We start from the raw sequence: 18,136 nt of genomic DNA, 5'->3' as shown, positions 1-18,136 counted from the left end.
GATCCGGCCGGCTTCCACCGGCTCACGTCGCCCAGCTGATCCTGCAACTCCTCGCTCAGCTCCATGGGGTTGGGGTACTCGGTGACCTGCTCCGGTGCGAGCAGACACGGTTCCGGGAGGTGCCAGTCGAACTGGATCACGGGCGGCTCCGGCGGTGCGTCGAGGACATTGGAGACGGTGGCGGAGGAGCGCCAGAAGAGGGCGGTTCGGGGGTGTGCCTCCGAATGGTCGAAGGGCACCACAGGACCTGGAGGAGACCGGCTTCGGGAGGGCTGCTCGGGAGAGCGGCCCGTCGACGGAGCTGTCGTGCACGGACGGCGCCCTGGGGCGAGGATGCAACCGGGGCGTTGTGCGCGCCGGCGGGGCCAGTTGAGGGAAGAGCGCGGTCACGTCGAACGGCCGCGTCGGGGTGATAACGGAGGGCGTTCATAGTGGTGATGCTGCCAGCAGCCTCTGACACTGGACGTACCGATCCACCTACAGCTGACACCCCGCAGCTTCCCGGGGTCAGTGGGCGGGCCAGCCGACCAGAGGAAGGTGCCGGCAACATGAAGTCCGGCCAGGTAGATGGTCGCGGTCTTCTCGTAGCGCGTGGCGATGCCGCGCCACTGCTTCAGGCGGTTGATGCACCGCTCGACGGCGTTGCGCTGTCTGTAGGTCTCGCGGTCGAACGCCGGTTGCCTTCCGCCCGGCTGCCCCGCCGCAGCCGGTGGCCACGTTGATCGGCCGGCGCGGGGATCACCGCGCGGATACCGCGCTTTGAGGTGCCGTGGACCCGCTATACGACCCGCAGCCGTCCTCCTGGATGCTGATCACCATGCGCACTGACTTTGATCCCGCTGACATGTCCCGTAACGACTTCTACCGGCTGCTGACCGCGACGGTGGTGCCGCGACCGATCGCCTGGGTCTCCACGATCTCGGCGGAAGGGACGCACAACCTCGCACCTGCGAAGTTCTGAGGAAAGCGGTATCGGCCAGCGGGTGGAAATGCCCGATGCGAAGCCGAGTTGGTCCGCACCTGGCCCGGATCTTGTTATGTGGTGCCAGCGGCGGAGGTTCCCGCGGTACTCCCTGGCGATGTTGCAGCCGCCGTCCAGCCCCCCGGGTCAGCCCGACTTCGGCGGCTTCTGCGCGTCGAAAGCGAAGAGAGTGTTCTTGGCCGCGGCCACGATCACCGCACGCCCCGAAAGAGTCACACGCGGGCTTGCGCCCCCCTCGCCCGTCAACCCATCGGCCTGCGGATCTGTTGTCCACAGGGGTTTGCCATCGTGCGGCGACAGCGCGACCACCCGTCCGGTGGCCGAGCTGAAATACAGTGCGTCGGCTCCCGCGACAGGACCCGACGCGCCCTCCACGCCGATCTGCCGCGACCACTTCCTCCGGCCGGTCGCGGGGTCGAGTGCCGTGACGAGACCGGTCTGCCCGCTCACGTAGACGGTGCTGCCCGCAATGCCGGGCGTCCCCGTGTACGTCTTGGCCAGGCGGGAGTACGTGACCTTCCGCGAGGCCGGGTCGACCCGTGCCACCCCGTTGTAACGGTCCAGCTCCGTTCCCCCCATGTGTACGTGCAGGAGTACGAGTTTGCCGTTGGCGACGCCCAACGGCACGGCGGGGCCGTTGACCGCGATGGGCCTGCCCAGTGTCCCCGAGGCGCGGTCGACCGGGTACAGGGTGGGGTGGCGCACCGCCAAGGCAGCCACCTCCGCATCCGTCGCGCACATCGCGACGAGCTGTGGGCCTACCGGGACGGGAGCGCACTGCTTACCCGCAGGGAACGACGACGTCCATGTGACCTGACCGCTGTGCGCGTTGCGGGCCTCGAAGCGGGAGTTGGAAGCGTCGACCGTTACGACGTCGGAGCCGACAACGACGGCGTCCTGAGTCCGTCCCGTGACGGCCGTCGACTGGGCGCCGGACGGCACGGACCACAGCTCCCGGCCGTTGTTCGCGTCGATGGCCACCACCTCGCTGCGAGGGTCCTGCGGGGCGTCCTGGGCGGCCAAGCGGTAACCAAGCACCGTGTCGTCGGTGGCGCCCACCAGGTACATGCCATTGGCGGGGACGCCGGGGCTCTTCGCTGTCCACACCCGCGAGCCGTCCCTGGCCCTGATACGGGCCGCGACGACACCGCCGCCCCCGCAGAACAGCGCGTCGCCGTGCGCGACGCAACGCAGCTCGTCGGGTATGTCCTCGCGACCGCCCGGCACGGTCTTGTGCCACGGCTTGAAACCGTCCGGAAGTGCGGCAACCGGGGCCGCAAGGCTGTTGCCCTTGTCGCCGCCGCTGTTCCCCCCAAAGCCGCCCGTCGTCAGCGCCGCGACTCCGCCACCGATCGCTGCCACCGTGACCGCGACCGAAGCCGCGAGCACGGGACGCCATCGGCGACGCGGTCGGCGGCCGATGGAGGTGTCGACGTTCCCCGTACCGGGACCGGCCGGGGTGGTTGTCGGGGCAGTCGGCGCCGGGGTGGCCGGCGCCGCGAAGTGATGCTGGGTGATCATGTCGCGGGTGCGGCCCGCGCCAACTGTCCTCGCGTCGGTCTGGCCGAGGTCGGCCGGCAGGTCCCGTAGCAGCACGAGGAGTTCGTCCGCCGAGGGGCGCCCATCGGGCTCCTTGGCCAGGCACGACTCGACGACCGTGCGTAAGGCCACCGGCACGTCCTCCAGCGACGGCACCCCGTGCACCACCTGATACGCAACTATGTATGGGCTCTCCGCGTCGAAGGGCCCGTGGCCCGTCGCCGCGTATGCCAGCAGCGTCCCCAGCGAGAAGACATCGGACCGCGGTCCCACATCACGCGGCGCCAGCAACTGCTCCGGAGACATGAAGGGCGGCGTACCGATGACCCGCCCTGTCACCGTCAGCGTCTGCTGGTCCACGGCGCGCGAAATGCCGAAGTCGATGACGCGTGGGCCCTCGGGTGAGAGCACGACGTTCGAGGGCTTCAGGTCACGGTGGACGACCCCCACCCGGTGGATGTCCCGCAGAGCCTCCGCCAACCCGATGGCGAGCCTCCTCAGCTCCGCTCCGCTCAGCGGGCCCTTCGTGGCGATGTGCCGGGAGAGCGTGTGGCCCTGGATATAGGTCGTCGCCATCCACGGCTGCTCGGCCTCAGGGGCAGCGTCGACCACGGCGGCGGTGAACGCGCCGCTCACCCGCCTGGCCGCCGCCACCTCCTGTCGGAAGCGGGCGCGGAACTCGTCGTCCACCGCGAACTGCGGGTGGATCAGTTTGATCGCGACAGGTCGCCCTGAACTCGTACGGGCCAGAAAGACGGTGCCCATGCCACCCGAGCCGAGCCGGGCCTCAAGTGGATAACCACCGATCTCGGCTGGATCACCTGCGCGCAGCGACACTCTTCCCGACCTCTCGTCCCCCGTGTGCCTCTGCCACCACGGGCCTTCGTACCAGTCCCGCATACAAACTAGCCGCTCCAGCGCCGGTGCCTGACATCCCTCCCGCTCCGTCGGTTTGTGCAGCATCTCCTCGAAGTGCTGCACGGCCCGCCTGCTCGACCAACTGCCGCAACCTCTCCGCTCGACGCCCGACAGCACCCCGAGCAGGTACGCACGCGCCGCAGCCGGGGGCTCAACCCGTCTGAACCTGCCCGCAATCCGGCCCATGACCTCGTCGGAAGAGGGACATCCGGGTGCTTCACCACGATGTGCCCTCTCTCCGGTGCAACCAGGAGCCGTGAGGGTGTCCCGTTCAGGGCGGGTGACCAGCCGTGCCAGGTCAGGCACCCCAGTCCGGGGGAGTCGGCGCAGTTGGCGAGAGCTGTGCGAGGGCCTGCCGCCCGGCGAGGTAGCTGTCCAGACGGGAGAGCCGGGCGCGTGCGTGGGCTGGATCTCGCGGCGGCACCGTTGCTCGGGCGCCATCCGATGCCCGGAGCGGCTCTTCCGCCGTAGCGCGACAACGGCTGGCCCAGTTCTCCGCGTATCCGCCTCCCTTGAGGCAGACGATGCGGCATCAAGCAGGCGGAACACATGAATTGGCCGGTCGTTGTGCCGAACTGACGGACGGGCGACGGATCAGTCGTGTGGACGGTTTTGCCCATTACAGCTGTGCAGCTAGGGTGCCTCAAATGTTCCGCGCGGCCATACCCCTCGAACGTACTGTGGACCCGGCGCCCGTGGGGCGGCAGGATCCCGCCCCACGCATCGATCCCGAGTCCGGCGGGAGAGATCCGTTCTTCGACAACGCGAAATACCTGGCGGTTGTCCTCGTCGTCATGGGGCATACGTGGGAGCCGCTCACCCACGGTGGCCGGGTGGCGATGGCGCTGTACATGACCGTCTACACCTTCCACATACCGGCGTTCGTCCTCATCTCCGGCTATTTCTCCCGCGGATTCGACCTTAGTCCGGCCAAGCTCAGGCGGCTCATCACCAGTGTCGCCGTGCCGTACGTGGTGTTCGAGGTTCTCTACGCCTACTTCCAGCGCTGGGTGCACGACACCCCGAACGAGCCGATCAGCCTCACCAGCCCGTACTACCTGGACTGGTTCCTGGCGGCTCTCTTCATCTGGCGGTTGACCACCCCTCTCTGGAAGCTCGTGCGTTGGCCCGTCCCACTGGCGCTGGTGATCGCCGTGCTCGCGGCGGCCTCACCTCAGGTCGGCAACGACTTTGCCATGCGGCGGGTACTGCAGTTCCTGCCGTTCTTTGTCCTCGGACTGCACCTGAAGTCGGCCCACTTCGACCTGCTGCGGCAGCGCGCGATCCGCGTCGCGGCAGCGCCGGTGATACTGGCCGCCGTCGTCTTCGCGTACTGGGCGGCGCCGCGCATGAACTCCGCATGGTTCCGGCAGAACAACGCCGTACAGGACCTGGGCATGCCGGCGTGGGTCTCCCCGGTCATGGAACTCGCGCTGTTCGGCTGCGCCTTGGTGCTCACCGTGTGCTTCCTGGCCCTGGTGCCATTGCGGCAGACGTGGTTTACGAAGCTGGGCGCGGGTACGCTGTACGGCTATCTGCTGCACGGTTTCGCGATCAAGATGTCACGCTGGTCCGGTTGGTACGACACTCTCCCCTGGGTGCGCACGCCGGTCGGCGAGGCCGTGGTGACGTTGCTGGCCGTCACGCTGATCACGCTGCTGTGCACGCGGCCGGTACGGCGGGTGTTCCGATACGTGATGGAGCCGAAGATGTCGTGGGCGTTCCAGGGCGATGCGGCCGCGTCGGCGCGGACGCGTGCGGGCACGGCTGACACGTTTCCGCACGCTCCCTAAGCGGCCAGACACGTACGTCCGACGTCGAACTCGCTGACCACCAGGCTGGACGGCCCGTCTGGTGATCCGACCTTGGCATACCTGGCGTACCTGGCGCACTGGGTGGGTACCAAGCTGCGCCGGGGCCTGAGCGTCGACCGGACGGAGCAAGACGCGCTTCTCAACCTGGTGCGCTGGTTCGCCGAACTCACCAACAAGCAGATAAGGCGAGGCGTTCACAAGGCCGTCCGGGCCCTGGAGAAAGACATCCACGCCTGGATCGCCGCATGGAATATCGACCCGAGGGCCTACGTCTGGACCAAGACAACGGACGAGATCCTCGAACGCCTCGCCTGCAGATTCTCGCGCCGTCGGCCGTAGTGGGTGCCGTGCACGACCTCGTGGGTGCCGGTACCGCAGAAGATGCACGTGATGCACGTGATGCGCGTGCGGCCCGCAGTGCTCGACGCGTCCCGGATGTCCGAGACCAGCAATTTGAAACCGCAACAAGCGAGACGTGAAGTCTGTAGGCTTCTGCCGCTCATCAGCACTCTTGAGGGGGACCTCACCATGCGTACCCGCACCACAGCCCTCGCCGCCGCTCTCGCGGCCGCAACGCTCGCCGCGCTGACCGCGAGCCCTGCGCAGGCCGCCGAGTACTCCTCCGCCCTGAAGGTCCGCGGAGTTCAGTACGACGCACCGGGCCGGGACTCCAACAGCTGCCGCACCGGCAACACCCGGGACGAGTACCTGACCGTCAAGAACTACTCGCGTACGGCGACCGTCAACCTCCGCGGCTACGTAGTCAAGGACGCCACGGGCAACCGGTTCACGTTCACCGCGAACCACTATTTGCAGCCTGGTGACTACGTCAAGCTCCGTGGCGGCAACGGCACCGACTCCGACAGCGGCAACGTCGTCTACCGCGACAACTGCAACTTCATATGGAACAACGACCGCGACACCATCTACCTCTACAAGCCCGGCGGCAGCCGCGCCGACGTCCACTCCTACACCAGCAGTGGAAACGACCGCGACGGCGACGGCTACGTCACCTTCCACTGAGCAAGCGGGCCGGCCCCCTCGCCCAGCGCGATGGGGCCGGCTCGTACTGCGCCTCGGGGCCGCGCATACCCGCGCCACGCTTCTCCACCTGTGGGAAGACAGCGGTGCAGTGCGCGCGGCAATGACCGCACACGGGAACCGGCGGGATGCCCTCGGCCTGGAGCTCGAAAGCGATCCGGGACGCGGACCATTTCTCGGCACGGCCGAGTGCCTCGATCCTGGCCACGACGTCAGAACTCGTCGCCGTCAGCTGGTGTCGGGGTGCTGAGGACCGGTCCAGCAGGCCGAGTTCACCGTGCTGTCGGTAGCGGTTGACCCATTTCGAAGCGCAGGCACGGGAGATGCCCATCTCGGCCGCCACGTGGGCGATCGGGCGGTGCCGGCAACGCTGCACGAGTCGCAGCCGCCCCTCGGGGGACAGCGGAGCATTGCGGTGAAGCACCGGCGTTCCTACTGAAGTTCTCTGCGTGATGTTGCTTAGAGCGGCGGCGATAGCCCTTGAGTTCATGCGCTGACTCGGGAAAACGCCCACACGGGTGCAGGCGCGGGTATAGCTACTGGCAGCGTTGAAGCGACGGAGTGAGGAGAAGGAATGGCGGACACCAGCGCGATGTACGGACTGTTAGGGGCACTGGGAGGAGCTGGTGTTACCGGCATCGCGGCTATCTACGGCCCGCTGCGTTTGCAGCGACATCAAGCTGGGCTGAAGGCGGCTGAGGAGCAGGTTCGTCAGCGTGAGAAGGAGATCGCACGGCTGCTGAAGATGAGAACCATGGGGCGGGTGTGGATCGATGCACTGGAGCGGATCGTCCAAGATCTGCAGGCGCACCGTCCTTTGGAAGCTGACCGATTCGATGAGATCACGAGCCAGGCCGTCCTAGAAGCCTACAAAGCTGGTCACGATCTGGTTCACGACGGTATCTGGCTCGAATCGACAAGTACACCACCGCGCGGCATCCCCGCACTTGCCACATCTTCAGTCGGTGCTGACGGATCAACGGAGGTCGCTGCCTCTCAGATCCTGGGCCGCTTACGCGTCGCGACGGAGGCACTCCGTGCCGATGTCCTGCGGCGTTCCATGGGTGAGGAGATCCCTGTGCGCGATGAAACCTTGGAGGCCTTGGAGCTTGCCAGGGCTGCTCGGGCACAGCTGAATGCAACCATTCTCGAACAGATCGAACTGATCAACGGAGATCGCGCGCTTCTTCCTTAGCTGCTGGTGCTCTTTTTTGAGCGGAATCGCTGATAGTCCGGGCTTCGCCGCAGCTCCAGGCGTTGCGGCAGGCGACATCACGCAGCGAGGTTCAGTAACGCCAGGGATCGAGGGCGAGCTTGCCCCGGCTCTGGTCCCCTTCGGATTGCTCCAGCACCTTGGCCCCCTCAGCCAGCGGCTGAACCTGGGGAACGCGTACGGCCACCGCGGATCATCCGACTGTGTGGAGTCTGAAGTGCGGTGGCCACGGGCCGCAGCGCAGGCCGCTGGTGCGGTACCGCTCAGGTGCGGTAGGCGTAGTACGCGGCGCTCGGGTATGACGCAACGATGCTGGCCACCGACCTGTTGTAGGTGTCGGTGGAGTGATACGTGACGTACGGCATGCCCTGCCGGCTGCGCTTGGTGACGATCATGGAATGGTCCTTGGACCCGTCCCTGTCGAAGTCCAGCTGTAGCACGTCACCGACGTCCATCTGGTAGACGTTCGCGAGGCCGGTGACGCGCTTGGAAGACAGGGCGAACCAGGAGAACTCGTTGACGCCGACGAAGGAGTCCGACTGGATGTCGGAGTTGCCGAACCACTTGTGGAAGTCCGTCGTGTAGCCGGGGACGTGCTGCCAGCCGCCCGCCTTCAGGGACTGGCTGACGAAGTTGGTGCAGTCCCCGCCGGTGCCGGCGCCGCTGAAGTCGGGGTAGTCCGGGTTGTACCTGTTCCAGTACTTCGTCGCGTAGGCCGCCATGGCGTTGTAGTCGTACCCGGTGGCCGTGAAATTCTTCGGGTTGGCCGGCGCGGGCCGCGTCGTGGCCGAGCGGGTCGCCGAGGGCGGGTCGGCGGCGGTGGCCGGCGCGGCGACGGACGGCTTGGCGACCTGGTTCACCGCGAGGTAGCCGTCGTCGATATCGCCGACATCGGTCAGCTGCCAGTCACCCTTGTGGTCGGCCTGGAAGGTCAGTTCGTGGTGGGCCCGGAATCCGGTGGTCTTGGGCTCGGCGCCCCGGGCCTTCTCGTACGCCAGGGTCGTGGTCTCGGTGACGTCGACCGTGGCGTGCCGGCCCTTCACCCGGGTGGCGTCCAGCGTGACACTGGTGCCGGCTGCGCTGTACCTCTCGCCGAGTCGGGCCAGGCTGGACTTGCGGGCGCGCAGTTCGTCGAGCGTCGACTCCTCCTCGCGCGACTGCGTCTCGGACAGCCGCACCCTTCCGGTGAAGCCGGACGTCCGCTGCGAGTGCGATTTCTGACGTCCGCTCCGGGCGTCGCCCACCAGGGACTGCGTGCGATCGGTGAAGATTGCGTCGGCCAGCCGCTGAAATGCGGCCTTGGTTGCCGAGTCCACCGTCGGGGCGTCGGTGGCCGTCGCGCTCGCGCTCCAGCTGGGTAGCAGGACCCCGGCGGTCACCGAGGCTGCCGCCACCGTGACTATGGTGGCGCGGCTCCGCTTGCGGCCTGTTCTTCTGGATTTCAACGATGTTCCCCTCTGCGCCGGTACACAGACCGGGCGATCGAATTTTGCACGAGATGTGTGAAGTATGTGAAGGGCTGTGCGTGAGGTCAGGTTGGTTACCGGGTCATTTGACGACCGTGGACCAGTCCGGCGACTGGGCCGGATCCAGACCGCGCAGGCGCTGCAGCGTTTCGGGCTTCTGCACGTCGAGCCAGTCCACGAGTTCCTTGAAGGACACGCATTTGACGCCCTTCTTGGCGCAGATGTTCTTGACTACCTGGTCAACGGCCTTCATGTAGATGCCGCCGTTCCAGTCCTCGAAATGGTTGCCGATGAACAGTGGTGCTCGGCTGCCGTAGTAGACGCGATTGAAGCCTGCCATGTAAGAGGCGACGGTCTGCTGCTCCCAGTCGGCGTACTTGGCCGGATCGCCCTCGGTCTCACCATGGGACTGGTTGTAGAGGAAGTTGAAGTCCATCGACAGGCCTTGGTAGTTGCCACCGGGGTAAGGAAGCATCTGCAGCGGAAAGTCCCAGATGCCGTTCTTCTTGCTCGGCCATATCTGGAAGTCGCCCGGGGAGCTTGCGTCGTAGCGCCAGCCGTAGCTCTTCATGGCTTTGAGCAGGTTCGGCTGGCCCTCCAGGCAGGGGGCGCGACCGCCGGTCACCTCCTTGCGGAAGTCGAAAGGCAGCGCGGGACTGTCCTTGTAGCCGGTGTTGGTCCGCCACTTCTCCACGAAGTCGTAGAACTGGTCGATCTCGCTCTTCCACTCCTCCACGCTCCAGTCGGCGCCTCCCTTGGCTCCGCAGAAGTGGCCGTTGAAGTGGGTGCCGATCTCGTTGCCGTCCTCGTAGGCCGCGGCGAGCTGCGTCAGGGTGGTGCGGATGTGCTCGTCGGTGGGGTAGCTGATCGCGGCGGAGCCCACCGGGTGCTGGGGCGGGTGGTAGAGGTCCTTCTTGCTTTTGGGCAACAGGTAGATGCCTGTGAGGAAGAAGGTCATATGAGCGTCGTAGTCCTTGGCCATATCGCGGTAGTGGGAGAAGAGCCGGTCGTCGCCCTCCAGCGCGCCGTCCCAGGAGAAGACGACGAACTGTGGTGGCGTCTCCGCTGCCTTGAGCGGCGCCGCCTTCAACTGCCCCTTCTGGGGACCGGTGTAGGAGGTCGATCCGTCCCCGAGGACCTTGGGTGTGCCGTCCCACTCCGGATCCTTGCGAGGCTCCGCCGAGCCCTGGGCAACCGATCCTCCCTTGCCGCCGGAGGGAGCCGAAGCTTGGCCGTCGGTCTGGCTCAACACCAGGTAGCCCGCGGCGGCCGCACAAACGACGAGGGCGGCTGACGTAAGAGCTACGAACCGGGTGCGGACGGTGCGGTGGGGCGCGCGCCCCTTACGACGGCGACCTGGAGTCGACTTCATACAGGACTCAAATCTGCGAGGGAGGTTCCAATGCGGATGCGGATGCGGATGCGGATGCGGATGTGGCCGGCCGGTCAGCGCAGTGGGCCCACAGCATCCGACCAGATGTCGTACGGGACGCTGTCGGCCGCGGTTCCCGCGAGCCCCTTCAGCGGCAGCGGTTCGAGGCTCTTGGTCAGATCCATGCGGTAGACGACCACGGCCGTGGACACGGCGCGGGCCGTGCCGACGTACCAGGCGGCCGTGTCGTCGGCGGCGGTGCCGGCTTTGCCGGACACCGCCGCCGCGGCGGGAGCGGCGTCAGGGTGGGCGGAGCGGAAGGAGTCTGCAAGCGCCTGTGTCACCTCCCCGGCCACCTGGGCGGTGACCGCGCGGCGCGCGTCCGGGGGGTCCAGCCGCACTGCCGAGCCGTTCCGGGTGATGCGGTGCACGGAGTACGGCTCGATGTGCTGCCCCGCGGCGGCGAAGGTGGCGTAGCCACTGGCCATGCGGATCGCGCTCGGCGTGGAACTGCCCAGGGACAGAGCGGGTACCTGCGGCCCCATACTCGAGGACAGCAGCCCAGCCGCCTGGGCCGTCTTCTTCACCTTGTCCAGGCCCGTGTCCATGCCCAGTTGCATGAAGGGGGTGTTCACCGACTTGGCGAGCGCCTCGCGCAGCGTCAACCGGCCCCACGACTTCCGGCCGTCGTTGTGGGCAGTGACCTTCTTGCCGCTGCGGTTCCAGTAGGGGCCCTCCGGGGTTGTGACGGGCACGTTGTCGTCGCCGTCATAGAGGGAGTGCGGGGTGACCTTCTCCCGGGGCGCGTCCCGCCGCCTGACGACGCCGTGTTCGAGACCGGCCGCGTACACGAACGGGAGGAAGGCCGAACCGGCTGCTACCGTTCCGGCGTTGGACTCGTTGTAGCCCTGCTTTCGGTGGTCCGGCCCGCCGTAGACGGCGAGGATGCGGCCGTCGGTGGCCAGCGACGCGACGCCGTAATGGGCGGTGGCTGCCGCGTCCGGGTGGGCCTGCCGGGCCTTCTCGCGCGCCTTGGCCACCACGTCGTCGAGAGCCGCCTCCCGTTTGCGGTCGAAGGTGGTGTAGATCTGATAGCCGCCCAGATCGAACTGCCTGGCCGAGATGTGCCCGGCTTTCTGGGCGAATCGGGAGGCGAGTTCCACCAGGTAGTCACTCTGCTGACCGGTGTCGTACAACGGGTTCTGTTTGACCGGCTCGGGGAAAGTCCGATACCTGGCCCGCTTGGACGGCGACAGCCTGCCGATCTTGACCATCCGGTCCAGGGTCCAGTTCCAGCGCTTCACTGCCCGCTGGTGGTTGGCCGCACTCAGTGTGGGGTCGTACAAGCTGGCGCCCTTGAGTAGCGACGCCAGGAAAGCGGCCTGGCTCGCGTTGAGTTCGCTGACGTCCTTGCCGTAGTAGGCCTGTGCGGCGCGCTGGATGCCGTAGGTGCCGCGGCCGAACCAACTGGTGTTGAGGTATCCCGCCAGGATCTCGTCCTTGCTCATCTGGTTGTCGAGCTTGAGAGCGATCATCGCTTCGGTGAACTTGCGGCTGACGGACTGGTCCTGGTTCAGGTAGACGTTCTTGACGTACTGCTGAGTGATGGTCGAGCCACCCTGGGTGTCGCCCTGACCGACCGTGCGCCACAGGGCGCGGGTGAGGCCCTTCAAAGAGACGCCGGGGTCGTCGTAGAAGCTCTCGTTCTCGGCCGCCAGCACGGCCCAGCGAACGTCCTCGGGTATGTCTTTCAGCGGCATCGCCTGTCGCTGTACCCAGCCGGTGCGAGCCATGGGCGTGCCGTCGGACCAGAAGTACACGTTGTCCTGCTGGGTGGCGTACGCGTTCAAGTCCTTGGGTATGTCGGTCGCGGCGTAGGCGACGGCCAGGAACAGTCCGGTCAGGCCGACGGCCGTCGACACGACGCCCAGCCACTGCCGGCAGGAGGGCACCCAGCGGCGCCAGCCGGTGCGGCCCGGGCGCGGATAACGCGGCCTGAGCCGACGAGCGCGCGGCGCCAGCCACCCGACGCGGGAGGCCAGCAGCGCACCGATGCGTATGCGGGGGGATGGTGGCTGCGCGGCCCTACGCCGGCCGGCCCGCCCGTTGGACCGCTCCGGCCGCCGCGTCAGCATGGTCTCACCGGTCAGTGCGGGCAGTTCGACCCTCAGCTGTACCGTGCGTTCAGGGTCTGCGGATGCAGGTGCCCGGACGTCGATTCCTTCACTGGCGAGGGGCTCCCGGGGCGTGATCCGTCGGCGGCACGATGGCCCGTGGATCTCATCCGGACTACCCGCCCCCCGCCCAGCCCCAGTCACTCCGTGTCCCCTCCGCACTATGCGTGTGGCTCGCACGGGGTGACACAGCCGCCGCAGCCGCAACTGTCATCCCGCACCCCCAAGCCACGCCGCGGCCTTCACCACATATATAAACCTATCAGCGATCTTTTCAAAATCTCCACACAAGGGTCGAACGGAAACAAGCAGACGGGGCCTGGCCGCCCCGCCGCGTCATCGCTTACGAACCAGGAACGATCGGCTGTTGGTGGGCTGGTAGATGCCGCCGCCGCGGCGCTCACATCGTTGCCGGTGGCGGGGACGGTGGTCCCGGCCACGCGGCGTTCGGCCGCGTGTGCCGGGCCCGAGCCGTTTGGTGGAGGGAAAGAGGAGCCCAGAGCCCCGGAAACGTGGAATCGGTGGACGATCGGAGGGAATGTCCTGTGGTCGGTACAGGCAGCCCGGTGGGAGCTGGGGCCGATCCGGTCCAGGAGGTCGGTGATGGTTCGACGGCAGGCGGCGATTGTCTCCGGCAGCGCGATGAGGAGGAAAGCGGGAGCAGGTGGAGAAGAACCGCTGCTGGATCTGCCTGGTTCGGCCAGCCGATCTGCCCGTCGGGCCCCAGGCTTTGCCAGGAGTTCATGAGAGCTGCGACGGATCCGGCACTCCAGCGCAGTCTGGTCGACCAAGCGGGCGGACGGATGCCCCAGGCGGCCAGGCGCGCGTCGGACGGACCCAGCCGGGATCGGGCCGAACCCGCTCCCATCGCCTCCCATCCCGCATCCACCAGAAGAGACCTCCGGAATGGCTTCCTTGCCGTCGTCCTTGCCGGAACCGCCTGCGAAGTCCTGAGGAAAGTGGTACGGGGGATGAGACGTTAGCCCAGGTGGGAGCGCCCGGGCCATTGATGGCATCGGAGTTGAAGTGCTGAGCGCTGGCCTTGCTCGGCTCGCTCTTTGCGGCCGTGGACTCTCATCCCTGCCTCGCTCCGAGGTCGTCCTGCCCACGGGCCCAGGGGCGTAGCGGCCCGCCGAGGGTGTGGGCTCTGAATTGGTCATGAGCAGCTGCCCGCGAAGGTCACCGCGCGCCGGGGACAATTAGTGTCGTCCGCTTTTCCTGCTTGTCACTGTTCGGCGAGCTGTCTTCTTTGCCAAGTAGCCGAACAGCAGATTCTTCGCCTGTTGGTGGTGCGGCGTTCATAGTGGTACTGACCTGCTGTAATGGAGGCTGCGACTGCCGTCGCAAACGCGTTGGTCCGTGTATGGTCCGGATCTTGGCCTCAACCACCGAACCGGGAAAGTGCTGGCGATGCCGCTGGGGAGGGCGACCGTCAGCAGGGCTCCGGCGTCGAGGAGGAGCGGGGTGGCGACCTCGGTTGACCCGGCGAAGTCGGAGAGGCCGGTGTGCTGGACACGAGGGGCCTGGGACAGCTCTCCGCGCGGGCTCTCGAATCCGAAGTGCGACGTGAAGGCGATCCACCAGTCGGTTGACGTGGCCGTCGGCAGCAGATCCACATGGCATAGGACGTAACGACCGTCCAGAGGCGTCCGCCCGATCCAGGACAGGTGCTGCCGACCGCCCCGAAGGCGCCCGCTACGGCTTCACCCACGACGCCGAACTGCGACTGACCGCCGTCACCGCCCCCGACGGCCGCAACTGGAACTACAGCTACGACGCCGCCGGCCGGCTGACCTCCGAGACCGACTTCGACAGCCGCACCCTCACCTGCCCCCGCGACGCCGCAGGCCAGCTCACCTCGCGCACAAACGACGCCGGCCAGACCCTGACCTACACACGCGACCCGCTCGGTCGCGTCACCCACCTCACCACCGACGACGGGCTGCAGTCCACCTTCACGTACGCACCCACCGGAGCGCTGACCGAAGCGGCCAACGCCGACGCGAGCCTCGGGCGACCAGCTGACCGCGTCCTGACCCGCCCATCTACCCGGCCAGGACGCGACGGGCCGGCGGGCCTACGACGGCTCATGTCTCAACCGCGCCGGCCGCACCCACTACGAATACGACGGACATGGACGGCAATCTTCTGCTGTCGAGGTGCAGTGCCCGGTGTGCGGCCGGTGCTGGACGGTGGGCGTCGAGCGGGGCCAGTCGGCCGTCGACTGCTCGTCGCGGTGCCGGTCTGTAGCGGCCGGTCCGGCCGGGACTGGGTTTCGCCCCGTCCCGGCTGGCTGCCAGGGGCGGGGCGACGGGGCGAGCGGGGGCGGGTTCAGCCGGTGCTTGCACGCCGGCGCAGACGGAGGGCGACGGCCCCACCTGCAAGGGCGAGTGCGGCGCCAGTACCGGCGAGCAGCGGGGTGGAGGACGATGGCTCGTCCGCCTTGTGCTGGGGGCTGTAACCGCTGGAGTAGCCCTTGGTGTCGTACTCCGAGCCGGGCAGCTTGTCGGCGTAGCGGGCCTTGACCAGCTTCTGGTAGTCGCTGAGCGACATCGACGCCTGACCGCCCAGTCCCTGCCGGGCCTGGTCGTTGAGCGGCTCGACGGTGTTGAGCTTGAGCTGGTACCAGCCGCGGATCTGCGGCTCGGTGAAGACGAGCGTGCCCACGGTGGCCTTGCTGGCGTATGTGGCGTCGCTGTCGCCGTCGCGCACGGCCGCCAGGTGCCAGCCGCCGCCCTGGGTGGGGGCGAGCATGACGGTGGCGTTGCGGCCGTTGACGGTGGTGCTCAGCGAGGAGACCAGCTGCGTCAGCTTGACCGCCTCGGTGGGCACTGGCAGGGCGGTGCCCGCGACGAACCCGGGGGTGATCTCGTTCAGTGCCACCGGGTCCTTGATCGTGAAGGCTGGGAGGCCCTGGCACGGCTCGGCCGTTTCGGGGATCGTCTGCACCGATCCGCTGGCGTCGCCGGTGGGCACCGGAGTGCTCAGGAAGCGGCAGACGGCGTTGCGGACGGCGGTGGACTTCACCGCGTCGAGGGCGGCCTGGTAGTCGGGGATGTCGGCCGGGAGCGGGTCCTTGGCCGGTGCCGCGTGGGCCGGGCCGGCGACGGACAGCAGTGCGGATGCGCTCAGTGCGATGACGATGGACAGGCGGGCGAAGCGAGAGCCGGCCCGTTTGCTGGACGTTCTGGTGCCGCTGGTGCCGCTGGTGTCGCGCATGTCGCCTGCCTTAGCGGGAGATGCCGATGCGGGAGTGGGTCCACTTGGACGAGCTGTTGCTCACGTAGTCGTTGTAGTTCCACCACGTGTACGTGGCGGTGTCCGGCCATGGGTCGGCCACACCGATGGTGTTGTTCGACGTGTCGAAGCCGTAGACGACGTTCATGTGGCCACCACCGGATGTCCACCCGATGCGGACAGCCACCGGCCGGGCCGCCTTGACCTCGGTGTACACCTGGTTGAACGTGGCCGCGCTGCTCAGGCCCGAGCCGGGGTGGGTCATGCCGAGGCTGCCCCAGGCCCTGGCCATGTCGTCGAGCGTGGCGGGCTGGTTGTTGCAGCCGTAGTAGGGCTGGGCCCGGTTGCAGAAGTCCGTCTGCGTGGAGCCGAAGCCCTGGAACTTGGCGATGGTCAGCCCGGAGGCGACCCAGCACCACTGGGTCTTCTCCTGCTTGTACATGCCGATGTTGTCCTGACCCGCTTCCGCGTGAGCCGTGCCTCCCGCGGCTACCAGCACGATGGCCGACGCCGCGGTTCCGTACCTGAATCTGCCCATGTTCCTGCCTTCCCCTGATGGGTGCGACGAGACGAGCGGGGCGATCTGGCACAGATATGACAGCGCACCATGTCAAAGACATATAGGGATCTTGCAGGAATTTAACCCCTACTGATTACTTCCCGGATAATCGCAAGTTCAGGTTATATATCCCGGATGGACGGATGTCCGACCAGTCGGGCGGCGACTGGATCTGTGACGGGCACAGACAACTCGTAATGCCCGCAGCGTTCTCGACGCGAGCGCAGGCACGGAAGGACGTCCTTGCCCCCACGGAACTCGCCTCCGGGCTGGCCAAGCGACCTTACGATCTCCGCCACGCCGGGATCTCGTTCGGGTTGTGCTCTGGTGTGGGCCCGGTCGGATGCGCTCGCCGCGCAAGCCAGAGCATCGAGGTCCTCTTCCGCCACTACGCCAAGTTCCTGGACGGTGTCGGTGTCCGGGAGCAGCTGCGAGAGATCGGCATCCCTCCCGTCCACGAAGGGGACGAGCAAACCGAGCAGGCTCTGACAGATTGCCAACGGCGACTCCCGTTTTACTCCGCACGAGATCGAATGCATCAGAGCCACAGCCCACACCCTCCAAGCCGAAAGGGGCGGGCAAAGGACCTTGTGCCTAACGGCTTCCGGCTGCGATCTCCGTACCAGCCCGGCCTTCATCGACGCCTCCATCACCAAGACCCGGCTGGGCCTCAGCCTGCCGTAACCCCAGCTATCGAAGATCTCTAGCGGTGGTGATCACGGCCGGTCAGCGGGGTGATTCTCCACAGTTCAACCGCTCCTGGAAGCGATCCGGGTCCCTTCGCTACCGCGTGGTCGATGACGCGACCGCGGAACTGCTGAAGCAGTGCACAGCACAGAAAACCCGATGAGCGGGGGCGTAACACCAACCCTCCAACCCAGTGCCTGCTGCTCACCTCAGTGCCCACAAGGTCCTTAGAGCGTGTCCTATGTGGTGAGGCGGACGAGGAACGTCCTGGCCTGCTCCTGCTCGGAGTCCTTGTCGGCGGCGGGCCGCCATGCCGGCTTCGAAGAGCCGATCGTGGAAGTCCATGGCACGTGAACCCCGCGCTCCTGCGGTGCGCTTCCGCGCGCCCTCGGCGGATGTCTTGTTGGGGGCGGAGGTTGGCTGGATACTTCCGAAGGCCACGGGCACAGGCTGCCACCGAAGCCCCGATCCGGGATCGACCGCGCGGCATGAGCAGCTCAAACTGAATTCCCATGGAGGAGCAATGGCCTCTGACTTCCGCCGGGCCACCCGAACCACCGGAACGGGCGGGGCGCTGCTACTGGCAGCCGCCCTTCTGTGCGCTCCCGTACCGGCCGCGCATGCAGCCATAGTGGACAACCAGTGCCAGGGCACGCAGGTCAACACCTATGACCCGCCCATCACCAACACCCCCCGGACGGTGACGGTCACGTCCACCGCGACCTACACGTCATGCCTGTCCACCGACCCCACGGTGACGGCGGGGTCGTTCACGAACACGACGACGTTCCACAACTTCTCCTGCAACAACATCCTCGGCTTCACGCCGATCGAACCGGGTCCGCCGAGCCTCTCCGAGTACCGCTGGAACAACCATCGATCGAGTAAGGCCACGACCCGGACCCAGGCCCTCGTCAAGGCCGTCGGCGAGACGGTGTTCCCCTACACAGGCACCGTCGACCACGGTGAGTTCGCGGGTGACGGCATCGAAGGCAATGTCGCCGTGGCAACGGCGGACCTGACCGGTTGTCTGACACACGGCATCAGCGGTGTGCGGGGTCTTGCCACGCTCACCTTCTTCCCCAACTCCTGACCAGTAGCGGGACACCCCGAGCTATGCCCGCCACCTTAGAC

At 67.1% G+C, this 18,136-nt stretch carries 10 protein-coding genes and 5 pseudogenes; 6 read left to right on the top strand and 9 right to left on the bottom strand.

The features are described 5' to 3' along the window. Together ACZ5XZ_RS29465 and ACZ5XZ_RS29460 are read right to left on the bottom strand one after the other, a co-directional pair. Window positions 1-414: pseudogene (locus ACZ5XZ_RS29465) on the bottom strand (hypothetical protein); the annotation flags it as partial. Window positions 415-542: 128 nt separating this feature from the next. Next, window positions 543-704: pseudogene (locus tag ACZ5XZ_RS29460) on the bottom strand (IS5/IS1182 family transposase); the annotation flags it as partial. 113 nt (window positions 705-817) lie between these two features. On the opposite strand from ACZ5XZ_RS29460, the pseudogene ACZ5XZ_RS29455 reads away from it, so the two are divergent. Further along, a pseudogene (locus tag ACZ5XZ_RS29455) lies at window positions 818-958 on the top strand (flavin reductase family protein); the annotation flags it as partial. 150 nt (window positions 959-1,108) lie between these two features. Here the strand turns inward: ACZ5XZ_RS29455 and ACZ5XZ_RS29450 are convergent. Beyond that, window positions 1,109-3,358 carry a serine/threonine-protein kinase gene (locus ACZ5XZ_RS29450; protein ID WP_468983329.1) on the bottom strand — a complete coding sequence of 750 codons (2,250 nt, stop codon included), beginning with the start codon at window positions 3,356-3,358 and terminating at the stop codon, window positions 1,109-1,111. 728 nt (window positions 3,359-4,086) lie between these two features. Between ACZ5XZ_RS29450 and ACZ5XZ_RS29445 the strand changes: the two genes are divergently transcribed. The 3 genes and pseudogenes from ACZ5XZ_RS29445 to ACZ5XZ_RS29435 all read left to right on the top strand — a co-directional run bounded on the left by ACZ5XZ_RS29445 (window position 4,087) and on the right by ACZ5XZ_RS29435 (window position 6,276). Beyond that, window positions 4,087-5,232, top strand: a complete 1,146-nt coding sequence (locus ACZ5XZ_RS29445; RefSeq protein ID WP_468983309.1) for an acyltransferase family protein — start codon at window positions 4,087-4,089, stop codon at window positions 5,230-5,232. 159 nt (window positions 5,233-5,391) lie between these two features. Continuing rightward, window positions 5,392-5,592 (top strand): annotated as a pseudogene (locus tag ACZ5XZ_RS29440) (IS630 family transposase); the annotation flags it as partial. Between the two features lie 189 nt (window positions 5,593-5,781). Next, on the top strand, window positions 5,782-6,276 hold the full coding sequence (locus tag ACZ5XZ_RS29435; RefSeq protein WP_468983307.1) for a lamin tail domain-containing protein: 495 nt from the start codon (window positions 5,782-5,784) through the stop codon (window positions 6,274-6,276). Between the two features lie 145 nt (window positions 6,277-6,421). Here the strand turns inward: ACZ5XZ_RS29435 and ACZ5XZ_RS29430 are convergent. Beyond that, window positions 6,422-6,718: pseudogene (locus ACZ5XZ_RS29430) on the bottom strand (helix-turn-helix domain-containing protein); the annotation flags it as partial. 150 nt (window positions 6,719-6,868) lie between these two features. Between ACZ5XZ_RS29430 and ACZ5XZ_RS29425 the strand changes: the two are divergent. Next, on the top strand, window positions 6,869-7,489 hold the full coding sequence (locus tag ACZ5XZ_RS29425) for a hypothetical protein (RefSeq protein WP_468983305.1): 621 nt from the start codon (window positions 6,869-6,871) through the stop codon (window positions 7,487-7,489). 281 nt (window positions 7,490-7,770) lie between these two features. Here ACZ5XZ_RS29425 and ACZ5XZ_RS29420 read toward each other — a convergent pair whose 3' ends face one another. The 5 genes from ACZ5XZ_RS29420 to ACZ5XZ_RS29400 form a co-directional block, all read right to left on the bottom strand. Further along, window positions 7,771-8,901, bottom strand: coding sequence for an amidase domain-containing protein (locus ACZ5XZ_RS29420; protein WP_468983302.1), 1,131 nt, complete (start codon window positions 8,899-8,901; stop codon window positions 7,771-7,773). A 154-nt stretch (window positions 8,902-9,055) separates the two neighbouring features. Beyond that, window positions 9,056-10,345, bottom strand: coding sequence for a polysaccharide deacetylase family protein (locus ACZ5XZ_RS29415; protein WP_468983300.1), 1,290 nt, complete (start codon window positions 10,343-10,345; stop codon window positions 9,056-9,058). A gap of 74 nt (window positions 10,346-10,419) precedes the next feature. Further along, the gene (locus ACZ5XZ_RS29410) at window positions 10,420-12,480 is read right to left on the bottom strand and encodes a transglycosylase domain-containing protein (RefSeq protein ID WP_468983298.1); all 2,061 of its coding nucleotides are present in this window, start codon (window positions 12,478-12,480) and stop codon (window positions 10,420-10,422) included. Window positions 12,481-14,850: 2,370 nt separating this feature from the next. Next, entirely contained in the window at window positions 14,851-15,738 is an 888-nt protein-coding gene (locus ACZ5XZ_RS29405) for a hypothetical protein (protein ID WP_468983296.1), read from the bottom strand. 10 nt (window positions 15,739-15,748) lie between these two features. Further along, the gene (locus ACZ5XZ_RS29400; protein WP_430975378.1) at window positions 15,749-16,294 is read right to left on the bottom strand and encodes a papain-like cysteine protease family protein; all 546 of its coding nucleotides are present in this window, start codon (window positions 16,292-16,294) and stop codon (window positions 15,749-15,751) included. A gap of 1,231 nt (window positions 16,295-17,525) precedes the next feature. On the opposite strand from ACZ5XZ_RS29400, the gene ACZ5XZ_RS29395 reads away from it, so the two are divergent. After that, on the top strand, window positions 17,526-18,095 hold the full coding sequence (locus ACZ5XZ_RS29395) for a hypothetical protein (RefSeq protein ID WP_468983293.1): 570 nt from the start codon (window positions 17,526-17,528) through the stop codon (window positions 18,093-18,095). The last annotated feature ends 41 nt before the right edge of the window (window positions 18,096-18,136 follow it).

The organism is Streptomyces sp. NPDC033270 (assembly GCF_055576575.1).
Note: the sequence above shows the minus strand (reverse complement) of the source record. Positions and strands in the feature narration are given on the sequence as shown.